The organism is Sphingobacterium sp. UBA1498 (assembly GCF_002325125.1).
Classification (GTDB): Bacteria; Bacteroidota; Bacteroidia; order Sphingobacteriales; family Sphingobacteriaceae; genus Sphingobacterium.
The window spans coordinates 499,206-518,007 of sequence record NZ_DCRG01000032.1; the positions used below are offsets into that span (position 1 = coordinate 499,206).

At 38.7% G+C, this 18,802-nt stretch carries 17 protein-coding genes; 9 read left to right on the forward strand and 8 right to left on the reverse strand.

Going from position 1 to position 18,802, the window contains the following annotated elements:
• The first annotated feature begins 3 nt into the window (after positions 1 to 3).
• Entirely contained in the window at positions 4 to 792 is a 789-nt protein-coding gene (locus tag B3139_RS18970; protein ID WP_293885065.1) for a GDP-L-fucose synthase, read from the forward strand.
• A gap of 238 nt (positions 793 to 1,030) precedes the next feature.
• Positions 1,031 to 1,792, forward strand: coding sequence for a transcriptional repressor AgaR (gene agaR, locus B3139_RS18975; RefSeq protein ID WP_209574716.1), 762 nt, complete (start codon positions 1,031 to 1,033; stop codon positions 1,790 to 1,792).
• Positions 1,793 to 1,888: 96 nt separating this feature from the next.
• Here agaR and B3139_RS18980 read toward each other — a convergent pair whose 3' ends face one another.
• From B3139_RS18980 to rpoN, 3 genes are all read right to left on the reverse strand, one after another.
• Positions 1,889 to 2,965, reverse strand: coding sequence for an agmatine deiminase family protein (locus B3139_RS18980; RefSeq protein ID WP_209574714.1), 1,077 nt, complete (start codon positions 2,963 to 2,965; stop codon positions 1,889 to 1,891).
• Positions 2,966 to 3,054: 89 nt separating this feature from the next.
• Positions 3,055 to 3,930 carry a carbon-nitrogen hydrolase gene (locus B3139_RS18985; protein WP_293885066.1) on the reverse strand — a complete coding sequence of 292 codons (876 nt, stop codon included), beginning with the start codon at positions 3,928 to 3,930 and terminating at the stop codon, positions 3,055 to 3,057.
• An 81-nt stretch (positions 3,931 to 4,011) separates the two neighbouring features.
• The gene (rpoN, locus tag B3139_RS18990; protein ID WP_209574710.1) at positions 4,012 to 5,478 is read right to left on the reverse strand and encodes an RNA polymerase factor sigma-54; all 1,467 of its coding nucleotides are present in this window, start codon (positions 5,476 to 5,478) and stop codon (positions 4,012 to 4,014) included.
• A 447-nt stretch (positions 5,479 to 5,925) separates the two neighbouring features.
• Between rpoN and B3139_RS18995 the strand changes: the two genes are divergently transcribed.
• The gene (locus tag B3139_RS18995) at positions 5,926 to 8,214 is read left to right on the forward strand and encodes a transglycosylase domain-containing protein (RefSeq protein ID WP_293885067.1); all 2,289 of its coding nucleotides are present in this window, start codon (positions 5,926 to 5,928) and stop codon (positions 8,212 to 8,214) included.
• Positions 8,215 to 8,287: 73 nt separating this feature from the next.
• Here B3139_RS18995 and B3139_RS19000 read toward each other — a convergent pair whose 3' ends face one another.
• Positions 8,288 to 8,611 carry a hypothetical protein gene (locus B3139_RS19000; RefSeq protein ID WP_293885068.1) on the reverse strand — a complete coding sequence of 108 codons (324 nt, stop codon included), beginning with the start codon at positions 8,609 to 8,611 and terminating at the stop codon, positions 8,288 to 8,290.
• Between the two features lie 101 nt (positions 8,612 to 8,712).
• Here B3139_RS19000 and B3139_RS19005 point away from each other — a divergent pair, with 101 nt between their 5' ends.
• The 4 genes from B3139_RS19005 (at position 8,713) to infB (ending at position 14,586) form a co-directional block, all read left to right on the forward strand.
• Positions 8,713 to 9,489 (forward strand): XRE family transcriptional regulator, encoded by a 777-nt coding sequence (locus tag B3139_RS19005; RefSeq protein WP_209574703.1) that lies wholly within the window; start codon positions 8,713 to 8,715, stop codon positions 9,487 to 9,489.
• A 135-nt stretch (positions 9,490 to 9,624) separates the two neighbouring features.
• Entirely contained in the window at positions 9,625 to 10,089 is a 465-nt protein-coding gene (rimP, locus tag B3139_RS19010; RefSeq protein ID WP_293885069.1) for a ribosome assembly cofactor RimP, read from the forward strand.
• Between the two features lie 5 nt (positions 10,090 to 10,094).
• The gene (nusA, locus tag B3139_RS19015) at positions 10,095 to 11,336 is read left to right on the forward strand and encodes a transcription termination factor NusA (protein ID WP_046675481.1); all 1,242 of its coding nucleotides are present in this window, start codon (positions 10,095 to 10,097) and stop codon (positions 11,334 to 11,336) included.
• A gap of 103 nt (positions 11,337 to 11,439) precedes the next feature.
• On the forward strand, positions 11,440 to 14,586 hold the full coding sequence (infB, locus tag B3139_RS19020; RefSeq protein ID WP_293885070.1) for a translation initiation factor IF-2: 3,147 nt from the start codon (positions 11,440 to 11,442) through the stop codon (positions 14,584 to 14,586).
• Positions 14,587 to 14,654: 68 nt separating this feature from the next.
• On the opposite strand, the gene B3139_RS19025 is transcribed toward infB, so the two are convergent.
• The 4 genes from B3139_RS19025 to B3139_RS19040 all read right to left on the reverse strand — a co-directional run bounded on the left by B3139_RS19025 (position 14,655) and on the right by B3139_RS19040 (position 17,695).
• Positions 14,655 to 15,047, reverse strand: coding sequence for a VOC family protein (locus B3139_RS19025; RefSeq protein WP_293885071.1), 393 nt, complete (start codon positions 15,045 to 15,047; stop codon positions 14,655 to 14,657).
• Positions 15,048 to 15,127: 80 nt separating this feature from the next.
• Positions 15,128 to 16,189, reverse strand: a complete 1,062-nt coding sequence (locus tag B3139_RS19030) for an NADH:flavin oxidoreductase/NADH oxidase (protein WP_293885072.1) — start codon at positions 16,187 to 16,189, stop codon at positions 15,128 to 15,130.
• Between the two features lie 118 nt (positions 16,190 to 16,307).
• Positions 16,308 to 17,024: a 3-ketoacyl-ACP reductase gene (locus tag B3139_RS19035; RefSeq protein ID WP_293885073.1), complete on the reverse strand. Its 717-nt coding sequence runs from the start codon at positions 17,022 to 17,024 to the stop codon at positions 16,308 to 16,310.
• A gap of 59 nt (positions 17,025 to 17,083) precedes the next feature.
• Complete coding sequence (locus tag B3139_RS19040; RefSeq protein ID WP_293885074.1) at positions 17,084 to 17,695, reverse strand: NUDIX domain-containing protein; 612 nt, start codon at positions 17,693 to 17,695, stop codon at positions 17,084 to 17,086.
• Between B3139_RS19040 and pyrE the strand changes: the two genes are divergently transcribed.
• Together pyrE and B3139_RS19050 are read left to right on the forward strand one after the other, a co-directional pair.
• Positions 17,694 to 18,344 (forward strand): orotate phosphoribosyltransferase, encoded by a 651-nt coding sequence (gene pyrE / locus B3139_RS19045; protein ID WP_209574687.1) that lies wholly within the window; start codon positions 17,694 to 17,696, stop codon positions 18,342 to 18,344. The two genes, B3139_RS19040 and pyrE, sit on opposite strands and share 2 nt — an antisense overlap.
• A gap of 20 nt (positions 18,345 to 18,364) precedes the next feature.
• A complete protein-coding gene (locus tag B3139_RS19050) occupies positions 18,365 to 18,763 on the forward strand; it encodes an SRPBCC family protein (RefSeq protein WP_293885075.1) in 399 nt (132 codons plus the stop codon).
• Positions 18,764 to 18,802 lie beyond the last annotated feature (39 nt).

The following is an 18,802-nucleotide window of genomic DNA, read 5'->3' on the forward strand; positions in this document are numbered from 1 at the left end:
AATATGAGGATACTCATTTTAGGATGTGGTTGGCTTGGAGAGTCTTTTGCGGTATACATGAAGCATCAAGGCCATGAAGTCTGGGTAAGCACAACAACATATGAAAAATACCATCGGCTAAAAGCTGAGGGTATTTTTTCGTTTATGCTTGATTTTGATGGAGAAAGCTTTCCGGAAAAGGTTGATATACCCATTCAATTTGACTTCGTGTTAAATAGTATACCAGCAAGTCAGAAAAATAGCGTAGAAATGCTAGATAACAGATTTTTTAATATCAAGCAATTTTTTAGCCGTATTAGTTGGCAAACGCATGTGTTTTTAAGTTCTACTGGAATTTATCCCTCTAAAGATGTGGTGTTTGATGAATCTTTTACGAATAGGGCTGAGCTTGCACCAAAGCTCTTGATGGCTGAAGAGTCTATGTTGGAATTGGCCAATACCGTTGTTTATCGTTTAGGCGGCCTATTTGGTAAGAATCGTGTCTTTGCAAAATATTTCTCTGAGCGTATCTGTACCACTGGAGAGCAGCCTGCTAATTTTGTTCATATTGACGACGTTGTCGCTCTGCTGGAAGCGACCACTAACCGCACACTTAAACATACCATTTATAATGTTGTTGCTCCCTTACATCCTAAGAAAAAAGATGTCATTATTGCTTCTGCAAAAAAATATGGTTATGCTTTGCCTCTCGCGTTCGAAGCAGCTGAAACGACTCAGAAAATAGTGAGCGGAGAATTACTGCAAGAAGAGCTGGACTATCAATTTGTTTTGCCTGACCCATTGCAGTTTTAGTCTTATTTTTCTTTTTTAAAATGAAAAAGAAATTTTGATTGTCTGGGTGGAGAAAATTAAATAAATTGATTAATTTAACCTTAGTCCTTGCGAAGCAAATTCAGTTACGTTAAATTCACTTAAAAGATCTTGTGCGCTGAAATTTGTCGATAGCCACGGATCATTTCCGGACATCAGGATTTCCTTTAAACAAACCGAGTAATAGATTTATTATTTTAACAGCTTATTATATAAAGCCATGACAAATGTAGAGAGACATCAATATATCTTAAAACAATTAAAAGAAGTCGGCGTAGTTCAAGTAATTGATCTGTGTGAAGAATTGGGAGTTTCTTCTGTAACTATTCGGAAGGATTTGACTTTGTTGGAAGATAGTGGATTGTTGTTTAGAACGCATGGCGGGGCGACACAATATAATCCGTATACGACTGACCGTACTGTATTCGAAAAAGAGAAACTTCGTTCGGATGATAAAAGTAGGATTGGAAAGAAAGCAGCTGAGCTGATCGAGGAAAACGACTCTATCATTATAGCTTCTGGCACAACGATGCAGTCGCTTGCCAAGCAGATTGTTCCAAAAGGCAATATCACTGTAGTAACTTCGGCATTGAATGTTGCTATGGAGTTAATAAAATATCCTTCTGTTGAAATTATGCAGCTGGGAGGGACGCTTCGCAAGACATCTACTTCCGTCACAGGGAAATATGCAGAAAATTTGTTAAAAGATTTTTATTGCAGTAAATTGTTTTTGGGAGTGGATGGTATCGATTTGGAATATGGTGTGTCAACTTCAAGCGCCCAGGAAGCACAATTAAATCGGATTATGATCGATACTGCTCAAAAAGTGGTGGTGCTTGCAGATTCTTCTAAATTTGGCCGGCGAAGCTTTGGGAGAATTTGTGGTTTTGAAAAAATTGATATGTTAATTACAGATGATAAGGTTAATGCAAGCTTTGTAGAATCATTGGAAAAAGCTGGTGTAAACGTGATTGTTGTTTAATAAGAATTAAGCTCAAGACCATTCTGATCTTTTAATTAAAATTCCCCCAATAACTGAATGACTTTATGGGGGAATTTCTATTTTTGAATAGTTCGTTTAAATAATCGCTGGTTCCTGCTGGCTCAGGCAGTGGAAACTTCCCAGTCCCCAAATGATGTCGACCGAATTTATTCCAATGACTTTACGTTTAGGAAAGCAGCTTTGGATGATGTCCAGTGCTCTTTGGTCGTTTTTGTCGTTGAAGACTGGCACAACAACAACATCATTGGCAATGTAGAAATTAGCATAAGAAGCGGGTAATCTGGTACCATCATAAATAACAGGGGCCGGCATTGGGAGCTCAATGATATGCAGGGGTTCTCCGTTTAAGAGTTTAAATGAACGAAGCATTTCCAGATTTTCCTGAAGAATCTGGTAATTCTCATCTGAAGGATCTTCTTCTACAACAGTTAGTACTGTATTTTCATTAACGAAGCGTGTAATATCATCAATGTGGCCGTCTGTATCATCTCCAACTATACCATCACCAAGCCATAACACTTGTTCTTGACCGTAAAACTCTTTTAAATATATTTCTATTTGTTCTTTCGTTAAGTGCGGATTTCGGTTTTTATTCAACAGGCACGCCGTTGTTGTCATAATTGTTCCTGCACCATTAAATTCAACTGATCCTCCCTCCATGACGATGTCAGGGGTAAATAAAGGAAGACCCAATTTTTGGGCAATGCGAGTTGGAACGATATCGTCAAGTTCAAATGGAGGATATTTACCACCCCACGCGTTGTACCCCCAGTCAACAACTGCTTTTTGATTTGTCGACGGGTTAATGATAAAAGCAGGGCCGTGGTCTCTACACCAAGCATCATTGGTTGGATTAAAATAAAATTCGATATTGCTAAAATCTGTCGTCACGTCTTTCAGGGCCTGTATAGCAAAATTTTGCATTTCCTCATTAGCGACGTTAATTCTTACCTTTTGGCCTTCGGATACGACCTTAATAAATTGACAATAAGGTTCGTATATGGTTTCGATTTTTCCAGGCCACGATTCCTCTTTGTGTGGCCAGCTCAGCCATAAGGCCTCTTGCTTAGCCCATTCTGGAGGAAATGAGAATCCCTGTTTTTTTGGGGAATTGTCAAAATAGGTCTGTATAAATGTATTTTTCTGTTCCATACTTATTTTAAGGGGATTAAAAAAGCCATTTCAGTTCAACTCAGCACAGCTATGTACCTTCGCAACCGAAATGGCAAGTATATGCAATATTAGTCTTCGTCAATAAAACGTTTGGTGATTGGGGAGTATGTTTCAATTCTTCGATCTCTCAGAAATGGCCAGTGTTTTCTAAAATAATCCGATTCATTTAAGTCTAATTCGACGACCTCAATTTCCTCCTTGTCATGAGAAGCTAGGTAAAGCAATTTCCCCTGTCCATTTGTTACGAAACTTCCACCCCAGAATTTCATGGCACCATTTTGTTCATATCCAACCCGGTTAACAGATACCACTGGAACGCCGTTAGCAACTGCATGGGAGCGTTGTATGGTTTGCCATGCGTTATATTGATCTTTGTTGGTTTCTTCGTCCTGATCAGTTGCCCATCCGATAGCCGTAGGATAAAATAAAATTTCAGCGCCCATTAAGGCGGTAATCCGAGATGCTTCAGGGTACCATTGATCCCAACAGATTAAAATTCCTATTTTGCCAAATTGTGTTTTGAATACTTTGTAGCCTAGATCACCCGGCGTAAAATAGAATTTTTCATAAAAAGCGGGGTCATCTGGAATATGCATTTTCCGATATTTTCCTAAATATGAGCCATCCGCATCTAGTACCGCGGTTGTATTATGGTAAAGTCCTTCGGCTCTTTTTTCAAATAATGAAGCGATAATGACGACTCCAGTTTCCTTGGCGATAGCCGATAGCGCATCTGTGGATGGACCGGGGATGGATTCAGCCAATGCGAAATTGTCATAATCTTCTACATCGCAGAAATATAAAGAGGTAAATAGTTCTTGCAGACACACAATTTGCGCACCTTTTGCAGCGGCCTCTTTTACTTTAGCGATAGCTTTTTCGAGATTCTCTTGTTTGCTTGCGGTACAGCTCATCTGTACAACTCCAACTTTTACTTTGCTCATTCTTTAATGCTTATTTAATTCAAGCACAAAGATACTATTCTTAATTTGGATTTGGTCTTTAGGTAAAAACAAAAAGAGCTCTTAGAGCTCTTTTCGTAATCTTGCTACAGGGATATTCAATGCCTCCCGATATTTTGCTACTGTTCGTCGTGCAATATTATAGCCTTTTTCTTTCAGGATCTCAGTAAGCTTTTCATCAGCTAGCGGTTTCCGTTTATTTTCTTTTGAAATACACTCCTCCAATATTTTTTTAACCTCTTTATTGGATACCTCTTCCCCAGAATCTGTTTGAATAGCTTCTGAGAAAAAAGATTTTAGGAGAAAAGTGCCGAATTCTGTCTGTACATATTTTGAATTTGCCACCCGCGATACTGTCGATATATCCATGTCAATTCTATCCGCAATATCTTTCAATATCATGGGTTTTAGCTTTCGATCATCACCTGTCAGGAAATAATCATATTGGTATTCCATGATGGCATTCATTGTTTTGAGTAAGGTTTGCTGACGTTGCTTTATGGCATCAATAAACCATTTTGCTGAGTCAAGCTTTTGCTTGACGAATTGTACAGCTTCTTTCATTTTTTTATCCTTTTGATCCGATTTTTCATAGTGCTCGAACATGTGCTGGTAATCACGGCTTATACGGAGCTCGGGCGCGTTTCGGCCATTTAAAGTCAAATGTAGAATACCATCATTGTTGCTAATATGGAAATCCGGGATAATATGAAGCTGTTTACCAGCCACTGCGCCAGAGTCTCCAGGCTTTGGATTAAGTTTTAGGATCTCATTCACTACATTTTTTAAATCCTCGGATGAAATACCCAATGATTTTTCTAATTTATCATAATGCTTTTTGGTAAATTCTTCGAGGTAGTTCGCTACTACTTTAATAGCAAGTTTAATTGTAGGATTTTGAGTGTCTTTTTTTTGCAGCTGGATCAAAAGACATTCTTGTAAATCCCGAGCGCCAATTCCGGCCGGCTCAAAATCTTGAATGACTTTCAACATATCAAGCACTTCATTTTCTTCAGTCATTACGTTTTGCCCAAACGCTAGATCGTCTACAAGATTGATAATAGGACGGCGTAAGTACCCGTCGTCATCAAGACTGCCAATAATTTGCTGGCCAATTAGAAAGTGCTTGTCATCTAAAGCCAACAGGTCTAATTGCTGTTGTAACTGCTCATAAAAGGAATGCTGGATTGCAACAGGCATTTCTTTCCGATCATCATCATCATCGCCATACTCATAGCCGTTACCATAATCTTTGAAATCGTCCTCCTGAATATAGTCTTCCAAGCTAAAGTCGTCTGAGTCGAATCCATCTTCATTGTCAAAATTATCATCGGGATCTTTGTCAGGATATTCTTCTATAGGATCGGTCATATTAGTCAAGCTACCATCTTCTAACGCAGGGTTTTCCTCTAATTCTTCCTTGATTCTTGCATCTAATGAAACAGTCGGAACCTGCAACAATTTTATAAATTGTATCTGTTGCGGAGACAATTTCTGTAATAGCTTTTGTTGTAATGTTTGTTTTAACATGCTAATAGTTGACTTTTTTACATCTAAATTTAAACAAATATCATTATTATTTTAAAATAAAATCGATAATAAATAAAAAAGGGGTATAATATTTGTGGAAGGCGGCTTAAAAAGGGAAATTTGACCTATCGAATTATGCTCAATTTTTGGGTTGTTTTACGCATACCATTTATTGTTAAAAAATGTAAATAGTTGATTACAGCGATTTATTTAGTTGTATATTTAGCCCCTGAAAATAGATAGAAAGGCATGTCAGGCGGGGTTAAACCTTTTGCTGGTCGGATGTGTTGAATATAAGGTAAATTTCCATTTATGTTTAAACGTATTAAGAATAGAATTCTTCGTTATTTCGTTATAGCAATATACTTTGTCATTATATTGGTTTGTGCTATACAATTGAATTTTCTTTGGCTTTTCGGTTATTCTCCGACTAAAAAGGATATTGTTATGCCTAGTGTTAGTATCTCAACGGAGTTATATACCGCGGACAGTGTTTTAATTGGCCGGTATTTCGATGAGGATAGAAATCCAATTCCGTTTGACAGTATCCCTAAAACAGTAACGAATGCTTTGATAGCAACCGAGGATGTACGTTTTTATAGTCATAAGGGTGTTGACTTTTTTGGATTAGGATCGGGAATTTTATCGACTTTAAAAGGAGATAAGCGGGGTGCAAGTACAATTACGCAGCAATTAGCTAAAAATCTTTATCGTACTCGCTATAATAAGTCGGGTGGTTTGTTGACACGTCTTCCTGTTGCCGGATTAGTGGTGACTAAATTTAAGGAGTGGATGACAGCTTACAAACTGGAGCAGCGTTACTCCAAAAACCAGATATTGGAAATGTATTTGAATACTGTCTCGTTCAGTAATAACGCTTATGGAATTGAAACGGCTGCAAAACGATATTTTTCAAAAGGAGCGAATCAGTTGACTCAAAACCAAGCGGCTGTTTTAATAGGGATGCTAAAAGGTACTACATTGTATAATCCGATTCGAAATCCTGAAAATGCATTTGTACGAAAAAATATCGTATTAAGTCAAATGTATAAAAGTGGCTTTTTAAAAAAAGAAGAGTATGATGGTCTGATTAAAGAAAAGATTGTTTTGAATACGAATAGTCAAGATATAAATGCTGGTGGAGACTCTTATTTACGTACTGCTGTAGCGAAGTGGTTGGAGAAATGGTCAGAGGAAAATAATTATGACATCTACACTGACGGGCTGAAAATTTATACCACTATAAATTCTAAACTTCAAAAGCATGCTGAAGAAGCGGTCGCCAAGCAAATGGTAGAATTGCAGCAACGTTTAAATAATACTTGGGATGGACAGGAGCCATGGCGCGATTTGTCAGGCAAAGTTATTCCTAATTTTTTGGATAATTTGGCTAAAAAGATCCCTTATTATGCTTTTTTGAGTAAAAAGTACGCCAATACTCCTGATAGTATCTCTTATTTCCTCAACAAGAAGAAGAAGATGGAAGTCTATAATTGGAAGGATGGAGGCAAGATTGAAAAGGAGATGTCTACAATGGACTCTTTGAAATATTATGCGATGATGCTGAATGCGGGGATGATGTCAATGGATCCGTATTCAGGTGAAATCAAAGCATGGGTTGGTGGAATAAATCATCAATATTTTAAGTATGATCACGTGATGCAAGCGAAACGACAAGCGGGATCTACGTTTAAGCCTTTCGTATACTTAGCAGCCTTAGAATCGGGAATGTCTCCTTGTGATAAAATTACAGATAAGCCTGTTACCATCAAGATTGATAAAGGTGATTCTGTTGAGATATGGGAACCTAAAAATGCTGACTGGAATTTCTCCTACCGTGAAATGTCTTTGCGGCATGCGATGGCCCGCTCCATCAATTCGGTTACAGTTCAGTTAACTGATATGGTCACGCCTTCGAAAGTTGTTGATGCGGCTCACCGTTGTGGTATTACGAGTAAATTAAATCCGGTTGCTTCTGTAGGGCTTGGACCTAATGATGTTTCTGTTTTTGAAATGGTGAATGGGTACTCAACAATGATGAACCATGGCGAGCGCGTGACACCTTTGCTGGTTTCTAAGATTGAAGATCATGATGGTAACGTGATTGCAACGTTTCAGGCAGAACGTAAACAGGTCGTTGATAAGCAAGATGCGTGGTTAATGACGTATATGCTCCGTGGTGGGATGGAAGAGCCAGGTGGTACTTCTCAAGGATTGTGGGAGTGGGATTTATTTAAAAAGGAAAATGAAATAGGAGGGAAAACAGGTACTTCTTCTGAATATGTAGATGGCTGGTATATGGGGGTGACAAAAGATCTGGTTACAGGTATTTGGGTAGGGTGTGACGAGCGGAGCATTCACTTTAAGAACTCGCATACGGGAGAAGGTTCTCGTACTGCATTGCCGATTTTCGGAGTTTACCTTGAATCCGTTTATAAAGATAAGAATTTAGGGTACACCATGGGTAAGTTTCCAAGCCCTACTGTTGAAATTACAAAATCATACAAATGTGAAACGCCGCGTTACAGTGATCCGGAACCAGAGCAGATGGATTCTACTCAGTTAGAGGTGCCTACTGATGAAGGATTTATCGGGCCGGAAGAAGAGGGTGGTGAAGAAAGTCAACTTGAACGCAATAATACGGATCAACTTGAGCGTAACAATACTGAAGGTGGTGCGGATAGTTTGCAAAGTGAAAAATTATCATCGTCTGAAGATGGGCCTGTTCAGAATTAAATAACTGCTTTTAATACTTGTCTTCAAAAATATGAAATGGCCGCCTAGTTTTTATACAGGTGGCTTTTTTTTGCTAAGCGGCGTAGCTTGTGCCTCTTTTGGCGAAATCTCGGTGTGGCTGCGGGAAAAGATTATTCCAGTTTGGATTAGATTTACGGATGAGTCTTTCAATCTGCATGGCTGTAAAATGCTGTAGTTCGTCTATCTTTTTGTTTGCTGTCTCTAAACTTGTAAAATCTTCCGTATAGATTATTCTATTTAGGCTTGGGCCTTGATTGAAGATGAAACTGTTGGATTGCTGTAGCTTCATTACTGTAGTGAATATGTTGGTGCTGAGACCAATTTCGAAGCGTTTCCGATTGCTATCTGTCACTATATATAGAATAAAATTGCTCATAATGCTAAATTATTTGGACGTTTAAAATATATTTACTAATTTTATTGGCACAATATTACTAATAAAATTAGTTTTTGCAAAATATTTTTTGAAAAAATAACATGTCAAATATTTCGTCCAATCTGAAGTTCCTTAGAAAAGGAAAGAAAATTACACAGCAACAATTTGCTGATATCATGGAAATTAAGCGAGCGTCTGTCGGGGCGTATGAAGAAGATAGGGCTGAGCCTAAATATGAGTTGTTGAAGAAGATTGCTGAATTCTATGGGTTGACTATGGATGAACTGGCAAACGATGTTATTGACGACAAGTGGAAGCCAGTTCCCAAAAGTAATGCATCCAATTTAAGGGTGCTAAGTGTCACTGTGGATACGGATAACCGTGAGAATATTGAACTGGTGCCTGTAAAGGCTAGTGCTGGGTATTTAAATGGGTATGGTGATCCGGAGTATGTCGCAGAATTACCTAAGTTTTCGCTTCCAATGTTTGGTCAGGGCACATTTCGCGCTTTTGAAATTAAAGGAGACTCGATGTTGCCTTTGCCGTCAGGATCTATTGTCGTGGCGGAGTATGTGGAAAACTGGCATGATATTAAGCCTGGAAGTACGTACGTAGTCGTGTCGAAGGAAGATGGCGTGGTGTATAAACGTATCGCTTTTAAATTTAAAGAGGATAAAGGCTTGAAGCTCGTTTCTGATAACAAAACATATGTGCCTTATTGGGTTGAGACGTCGGATATCCTTGAAGTGTGGAAGGCGAAGGCTTTTATAAGTACGCAGCTCCCTGAACCGACGCCTGAGCCGACAATGGAAACATTGACGAGTATGATGGCACAAATGCAGAAAACGATTAATGCAGTTGTTGACAATTCAAAGTAGTGAAATATTTTTAGCATTTTGAGCGATATTTGTTTTTTATTTTATAAAGTGCTATATTTGCATATCTGAAAGGAAGGGGGCTCGTATTGCCCCCTTTTTTTAATTCAATTAAATAGCATTTCTACAGAAAGAACAATGCAGCATATAGAGAAACGAGTTGTTGAACTCATAGAAGAGAAAATAGCGGATCGCGATGACTTATTTATTGTCAGCGTGAAGATGCATCCAAATAAAATTCTAGAGATTCTTTTGGATGGGGATAATGGTATTAATATTGACGATTGTGCACAGGTGAGCCGTCATGTGGGTTTTCATCTGGAAGAAGAAAATGTAATTGATAATGCCTATCGTTTAGAGGTTTCCTCACCAGGTATCGATGCTAATTTTGTGAATATCCGACAGTATCAAAAGAATATAGGTCGTACGATTCAGGTTAAGTTGATTGATAATACTAAAATTGAAGGTACATTGGTGACGCTGGATGATACGAAGATCAATGTTCTTCAGAAGATTAAAGAAAAAGGTAAAAAAGCGCAAGAGGTAGAAAAAGAACTTCCTTTTGATCAAATAAAAGCAACAAAAGTGGTAATTTCATTTTAATAATAATGAGTAACAGCAACATCAATCTGATAGACTCTTTTCAAGAGTTTAAGGAGTTTAAGAATATCGATAGACCTACTGTTATCACAGTATTGGAAGAGGTTTTTCGTAGTATGATCCGTCGTCGTTTTGGTACGGATGAAAATGTGGATGTTATCGTGAATCCAGATAACGGGGATTTGGAGATTTGGAGGACTCGTGTCGTTGTTGAAGATGAATTTTCAGAGGATGATGATCTTGAAATCGAATTAGCTGAAGCTAGAAAACATGACGAAGACTTAGAAGTAGGTGATGATTTTATTGAGCAGATCACCTTAGAAAGTTTTGGTCGCCGTGCAATCCTAGCGGCTCGCCAAACGCTTGTGTCGAAAGTTTTGGAATTAGAAAAAGATGAGGTCTTTAAAAAATATAAGGATAGAGAAGGAGAGTTGGTTATTGGTGAAGTGTATCAGATTTGGAAGAAAGAGATCTTGGTATTAGATGAGGATGGTAATGAATTAATTCTTCCGAAGTCTGAACAAATTCCTGCCGACTACTTCAAAAAGGGCGATGGTATACGTGCAGTCGTGCATAAAGTTGATATGATGAATAATAATCCAAAGATTATTATTTCACGTACCGCACCAGCGTTTTTACAACGTTTGTTTGAACTGGAGGTCCCTGAAATTTTTGATGGTTTAATTACCATCAAAAAAATCGTTCGCGAACCTGGAGAAAGAGCGAAAGTTGCTGTTGAATCGTATGACGACCGTATTGATCCGGTAGGAGCTTGTGTGGGTATGAAAGGGTCCCGTATTCATGGTATCGTACGTGAACTGCGTAATGAGAATATCGACGTTATTAACTTTACGACAAACCATTCCTTATATATCGCTCGTGCTCTGAGTCCTGCAAGGATTAGTTCAATCAAAATTGATGAAGAAAATAAAACTGCAGCTGTATACCTAAAATCCGATCAAGTTTCGTTGGCAATTGGACGTGGTGGGCACAATATTAAATTGGCAGGAAAATTGACTGGATATGAAATTGACGTTTATCGCGAGAATGATGAGTTCGATGAGGATGTTGATATCGAAGAGTTCAGCGATGAGATTGAAAGCTGGGTAATCGATGAATTAAAACGTGTTGGTTTGGATTCAGCGAAGTCTGTGCTATCTCTTAGTGAGGAAGAGTTAGTGAGACGTACAGATCTAGAAGAAGATACAATTCGCGAGATTGTACGTATTTTGCAAGCTGAATTTGAATAAAATTCAGCTCATTAATTTTTTTCTATCTAACATTCGGAATAAATTGTTTATGGATGGAAAAAAACATATTTTTGTAATTATATTAAAATAGTTTATATTATAGATGACTGAAGGAAAAGGAACAAACTTGCTTAAAGCAGCAAAGGAACTCAACATCGGGATACATACCGCCGTCGAATGTTTAGTGAAAAAAGGATATGATGTAGAAGCAAAGCCTAACACTAAATTGAACGGAGAGATGTATGGTGTGCTGTTAAAAGAGTTTCAGGGAGACAAATCACTGAAAGATGAAGCTAAACAAATCGTTATTGGCAAAATTCGTCGTGAGGAGTCGCCGTCCACTTCTCCTAAGGAATCATCTAAGAATGAGGATAACGAAGATCGTGATGAGTCCAAGGAAATCTTGGTCAAGAATACGGTAGAAATTCCATCAGCTAAAGAAGCTACTCCTGAAAAGGTAGAGGAACCTACGCACCAAGGTGGTATGAAGGTTGTTGGTAAAATTGATCTTGACGCTTTACGTAGAGGCGGAAATAAGGTTAAGAAGGAAGAACCTGTTAAGGAAGAGCCTAAAACTACCAAGGAAGCACCAGCTGAGGTAAAAGCAGAAGTTAAGGCGGAAGAAAAGAAGGATGCCGAAGTGAAAACGCCTAATGTTGAAGCAAAAAAAGAAGAACCAAAGGTTACTGAGAATAAGCAAGAAGCTATAGTGCCCAAAGCGGAGATTCAAAAACCGGAAGTAGATAAAACTGAAGTAAAAGCAACTCCGGTTGTAGAGACAAAAACTGAACCTGTGAAGGTAGAAGAGAAGAAAAAAGAAGAAACAGCGCCAAAAGCTGTACCAGTAACTCCAATAGTGGAGCCTGTAAAAAAACAAGGTGATGATATTTTTTCTGCTCGCGCAGAGAGATTGACAGGTCCTAAAGTCGTTGGTAAAATTGAATTGCCAACAGCGAGACCTTCCCACAAACCTGTGGCTTCATCTTCAAATGCTGGAAATAACAACGAGAAACGTAAGCGTAAGCGTACGAATCCAAATGGTCCAGTTAATCCGAACGCGGCTCAAGGTCATGGTAATAATAATCAAAACCGTGGGCCACGTGATGGTAATAATCCCAATAACCGAGACCAACAAGGTAATCGTGGTGGGAATCATGGTAATAACAATAATCCTAACAATCGTCAAGGGCAAACCGGAAACCAACAAGGTAGGCCAGGGCAAGGTGGTGGAAATAACCAACACCCAGGCAGACCGGGGCAAGGGACCAGACCGCAATACGGAAATCGTTTTGACAATAGAGGAAAAGGAAGACCTGTTGAGAATAAGGAAGAGCCTACAGAAAAGGAAATACAAGACCAAATCAAAGCAACACTTGCTCGCCTAAGTGGTGCAGGTAAGTCGGGGAAATTTGCGCAGCGCGCCAAATTGAGACGACAGAAACGTGATGATGTTGCCCAACATGCAGAAGAAGCTGCAATGGAGCAAGAGATGATGGCGAAAGTATTGCGTGTTACAGAGTTTGTAACTGCAAACGAATTAGCTAACTTGATGGACGTTCAAGTAACTCAGATTATTGCAACTTGTATGAGTTTGGGTATGTTTGTGTCAATTAATCAACGTCTAGATGCTGAAACTTTAGCAATAGTAGCGGATGAATTTGGTTATCAGGTAGAGTTTATCAAACCTGAGGATGAAGAAACTGCTGAGCTTGAAGAATCCGATACTGAACAAAACTTGATTTCGAGAGCACCTATTGTAACTGTAATGGGACACGTCGATCATGGTAAAACCTCATTACTGGATTACATTCGTAAGGCAAACGTTACTTCTGGTGAGGCCGGTGGTATCACCCAACATATCGGTGCATATGCGGTTAAATTGGAAGATGACCGTAAAATCACATTCTTGGATACGCCTGGTCACGAAGCTTTTACGGCTATGCGTGCCCGCGGTGCCAAAGTTACTGATATTGTTATTATCGTTATTGCAGCGGACGATGCTGTCATGCCACAAACAAAAGAAGCAATCAACCACGCGCAAGCGGCAGGTGTGCCAATCGTATTTGCTTTTACTAAAGTGGATAAACCTGGAGCAAATCCTGATAGAATCCGCGAGCAGCTTTCTGCGATGAATATCTTAGTTGAAGACTGGGGTGGTAAGTTCCAAGCGCAAGAGATTTCAGCAAAAACTGGAGAGAATGTCGACCTATTATTAGAGAAAGTTTTATTGGAAGCTGAGATGTTAGATCTAAAAGCTGATCCGAAAAAACGAGCTGTTGGTTCAGTAATTGAAGCAGCTTTGGATAAAGGTCGTGGTATTGTGACAACGGTATTGATACAAAGTGGTACATTACGTGTTGGAGATCCTATTTTAGCGGGATCGCATTCCGGTAAAGTTAAAGCGTTGACTAATGAAAGAGGTGAACGTGTTAAAGAGGCGGGACCGTCTGTTCCAGTACAAATCTTGGGAATGGCAGGAGCGCCGACAGCAGGGGATAAGCTTTATGTTCTTGAAAGCGAGTCTGAAGCTAGAACTGTAGCCAACAAACGTCTTCAGTTACAACGCGAGCAAGGCATGCGTGCTACTAAGCATATCACCTTGGATGAAATCGGTCGTCGTTTAGCTATTGGTAACTTCAAAGAACTTAATATTATCGTTAAAGGTGATGTGGACGGTTCTATCGAAGCATTATCAGATTCATTATTGAAATTGTCTACTGACGAGATTCAAGTTAATATCATTCATAAATCAGTGGGTGCGATCTCTGAATCGGATGTATTGTTAGCTTCTGCTTCCGATGCGATCATCATAGGTTTCCAAGTACGCCCAACACAAAACGCACGTAAGTTAGCTGAGAACGAGCAAATTGATGTACGTTTATATTCGATCATCTATGATGCGATTGATGAAATCAAGTCTGCGATGGAAGGTATGTTAGCTCCGAAATTTGAAGAGAAAATTGTTGCTGAGGTTGAAATCAGAGAAACATTCAAAATTTCTAAAGTTGGTACCATCGCGGGATGTATGGTTCGCGAGGGTAAAATTAATAGAAACAATGATATCCGTGTAATTAGGGAGGGTGTTGTGATCCATACTGGTAAACTGGCATCTTTGAAGCGTTTCAAAGATGACGTGAAAGAAGTTTCACAGGGTTACGAATGTGGTTTAAATATTGACCGTTTCAATGATATTCAAGTGGGAGACATTGTTGAAGCTTACGAACAAGTTGAAGTGAAACGTAAATTGTAATCATTGAGGTGATATACGTATAAAATAGAAAGCGGCATTGATTAAATAAAATCAATGCCGCTTTGTTTTTACCCTTCATATAATTCAATCGGGAGCTGATCAGGATCAAAAAAGAATGTAAAGCGTTTATTTGTTAGCTCATCTATTCTGATTCCTTCGTGTGATATCCCTGCTTTTTCAAGCTTATTTAATTCTAAGTCGAGATTATCTACTTCGAACGCAAGATGTCTTAAACCTGCAGCTTCTGGGAAGCTAAGCCTTTTGTGTGGCGAAGGAAAAGAGAACAGTTCGATAATATAGTGATCATTTAGTCTGAGATCCAGTTTATACGAATCGCGTTCTTTGCGATAATATTCTTGTATAATATCCAAGCCTAGTACGTCGGTATAAAATTCTTTTGAACGCTCATAATTGCTGCATATAATGGCAATATGATGTATTTTATTTAGGTTTAATTTCATCTATCGATACTTATAGCTTTGAGCTGTTTATACAGTTCTGCCTTTATATGGTAAAAAAACATATGATATTATGTTGAAAGTTATTTTGCTCTTTCATATTGTTTAGGCCATGGAATGTCAGCAGCTAATTCTTTCGCAAAATGTAAAGGAAGGTGAGGGTCGTCAAGAAATCCCCTAGCGATTAAAATTAAATCAGCTTGTTTTTTTTCAATGATCTCGGAGGCCTGAAAAGCTGTTTTGATCAAACCTACAGTGCCCACCTTGTTCTCAGTATTCTCTTTAATCGCTGTGGCAAAAGGGAGCTGATATGCAGGCTTGATAGCTATTTTTTGATGAGAGACTAAGCCTCCGCTTGACACATCAATGAGATCTACGCCCAATGTGTACAATAATTTTGATAAAGAGATAGACTGTTGTAGATCCCAACCATTCTCAGCCCAATCTGTCGCAGAAATACGTATCCATAAATTTTGAGTTGTTATTTCCTGTTTTACTTTTTTCACGATTTCAACAAGAAAACGGATTCTATTTTCGAATGTACCACCATAACTATCCCTTCGTAAGTTACTCAATGGGGAAAGAAATTGATGGATCAGGTATCCATGTGCAGCATGAAGTTCAATAATTTCGTAACCGGCTTGTATCGCTCTTCTCGTTGCTGCTCTGAATTGTTCAATCAATATTTCAATAGCGGCAATACTGAGCTCTTGTGGTTCGTGGTCTCCCGCATGGAAAGCGATGGGAGATGGAGCCACTGTTTGCCAGCCCTGAGGATCGGTTGGCGAAAGTTGTTTTCGGCCTATCCAAGGTTTATTATTGCTGGCTTTGCGGCCAGCGTGCGCTAGCTGTATCCCCGGAACAGAGCCATTTTCTTTGATGAACGTGGTTATTTCTTTTAATTTGCCGATGTGGCGATCGCCCCATATACCAAGGTCTCCCTCACTGATTCGGCCTTCAGCAGTAATAGCCGTTGCTTCTTGTATTATTGCGGCAGCACCACCGGCGGCAAACTGGCCCAAGTGTACTAAGTGCCAATTATTCGCAAATCCATCCGTTGCCGAGTACTGACACATTGGAGACACAACCAGGCGATTTTTTAATAGTATATTTCCAATATTTATTGGTGAAAATAATTGACTCATAATTCCTTGTTTAAATGAGGCAGGAGTAAAGAACGCTCTTGCCTTAATACATATAATACATCATTAAAAGCAGCCTTTGAAAGGCTTTTATTTAGCCCATCCCATCTTTTTTCGATCATTACGGATTTGTAGACCATAAAGAAGCCGATTTCAGCATAGCCCGTCTAGGTAGTTTTAAGTTGGCTACGACCAACTCTGCAAAATCTTCAGGCTGTAGAACTTTTTCTGGATTGCCATCTGTTAGGCCAAGGTCTTTGGACATATCCGAAGCAATAGTACTTGGCATTAGCGTACAGACACGAATATTGTTTTTTCTTACTTCGCGCATTAAGGAATCCGCAAAGCCTATCACGCCAAATTTTGAAGCACTATAAGCAGAGGTGGTTGCCGATCCATTTAATCCAGCAGTAGAAGAGACCATAACAATATCACCTTGATTTTTCTCAATCAATTGTGGAAGAATTGCTCTTGTAACAAAATATGTACCCAATAGATTGACATGAATGATAGATGTCCATTCTGCAATATCCATGTCAAGTACAGTGGAAAAAGATGACACACCAGCGTTGTTAATTAGAATATCAAATTTTCCAAAACTTTCTGTAAGTCGCTGAACTTCCTGTTGTACGGCTGAATAGTCGGACACATCAAAAACAGCATAAGTAACCTCAGTACCCAACTCAGCCAACTCAGCAGCGGTAACCTTTAAACTAGATTCATTTCTTCCTGTAATGGCGATATGAACACCTTCCTTAGCCAACGCAAAAGCAATCGCTTTTCCCAATCCTCGAGCTGCCCCTGTAATTAAGGCTCTTTTTCCTGTTATATTTTCCATAACATAAAATTAAGTATATACATTTTTACTCGTGTCAAATAAAACTCAAAAAAGGTAAGTTACTTTACTTTTTTTATAATGTTTTCGATAATTGGGTAGGTATTTGCCCGTATTTCTTCAAATTGGTCTGCATGACGCCACTCTGCCTTTGTAATATCTTCCGATGTTTGCGGTATTAATTTAGGGACTTTGTTAACACCCATTTCATACCAATTTGTTGTTTTTAGAACGAATTCACCGTTACGCAAAAAATAAGTATGATATGACGTAGTAATTTTCTTCCCTAAATAGTCAATTTTTATACCACATTCTTCTTCGACTTCACGTACTGCCGCTTCTCGCATTTTTTCATTATCTTCCACTTTACCTTTAGGAAGATCCCATTTGCCGAGGCGGTAGATAAATAAATAATCTCCATCACCATTTTTAACTAGCCCCCCGGCTGCCTTAATAATCTTCATTTTGTTTTTTAAGTTTTGAAATACTGTTTCAAAATCTTTGTTGATGTAGAGATATGTTTTTGGAACCTTATCAATTTCAGATTGTTTGAAAAGTTTTTGGAGGTCAATCTCTTGAAAACTAATTGTTTGCGGGTTTTTAGTTTTCGATGGAACGAAATCTGCTAAAATTAGCAGGGTTTCGTTCATATAAATTTTATAAATTTGCGCCATGAATAATTTAAATGAGGTTGAACAAAAAGTTGCTGAATCCTTATTGCAAATTAAAGCAATAAAATTGCAACCTAAAAGTCCTTTTACATGGGCATCAGGTTGGAAGTCTCCAATTTACTGTGATAACCGTATCACTTTATCTCATCCGTCGATTCGTACATACATTCGTCAGAAGCTTTCTAAGCTTATACAAGAGGAGTTTGGATCAGTGGATATGATTTCTGGAGTTGCTACGGCAGGTATTCCACAAGGAGTTTTGGTAGCACAGGATTTGGGACTGCCATTTTCTTATGTTAGAAGCTCAGCTAAGGATCATGGTCGTCAAAATTTAATTGAAGGTGAAGTGGTTAGCGGTCAACGTGTCGTTGTAATTGAAGATCTAATTTCGACGGGTAAAAGTAGCCTAATTGCGGTAAAAGCGTTACGTGAGGCTGGCTGTAATGTTGTTGGATTGGTATCTATCTTTACTTATGGGCTACAGCAAGCAGTTGATAATTTTGCGGAAGCAAAGTGTCCTTATTTTAGCTTATGTAATTATGATGCGCTGATTCAGGTCGCAGCAGAAAATAGTTATGTATTGGAAGAGGATATCGAAATCTTGAAGAAATGGCGCTTGAACCCCGCTGCTTGGGGAGAAAATTTTCAATAAAAAAGCATTAATTTATCGTTATGACGACTATTCAGAACACAACTGAGATCAATAAAAATGTAGCTGAGGTGTATAGATTTTTGGCAGACCTCAACAATCATGAACAGTTGATGCCCGAAAATATTTATAATTGGTCTTCTACTTCGGACGAAGCTCGATTTACGATACAGAATATGGCAAAACTGGCTCTCAAAGTTGAGGATCGTATTGAAAATCAAGCTATTAAGTTGGTTCCTTTGGAGAAGGCACCTTTCGAAGTTACGCTCCGCTGGGAATTACAAGATGTTACAGCTACAGTGACAAAAGCAACCTTTATTATTGATGCGGAGCTGAATATGATGATGAAAATGATCGCTTCTGGCCCCCTTCAAAAATTAGTTGATTTTCAGACCAGCAAGTTAAAAGAAGTGTTTGGGTAGGTTGTTTATAACGGATATATAAAAAAGAGGCTGTCTCAA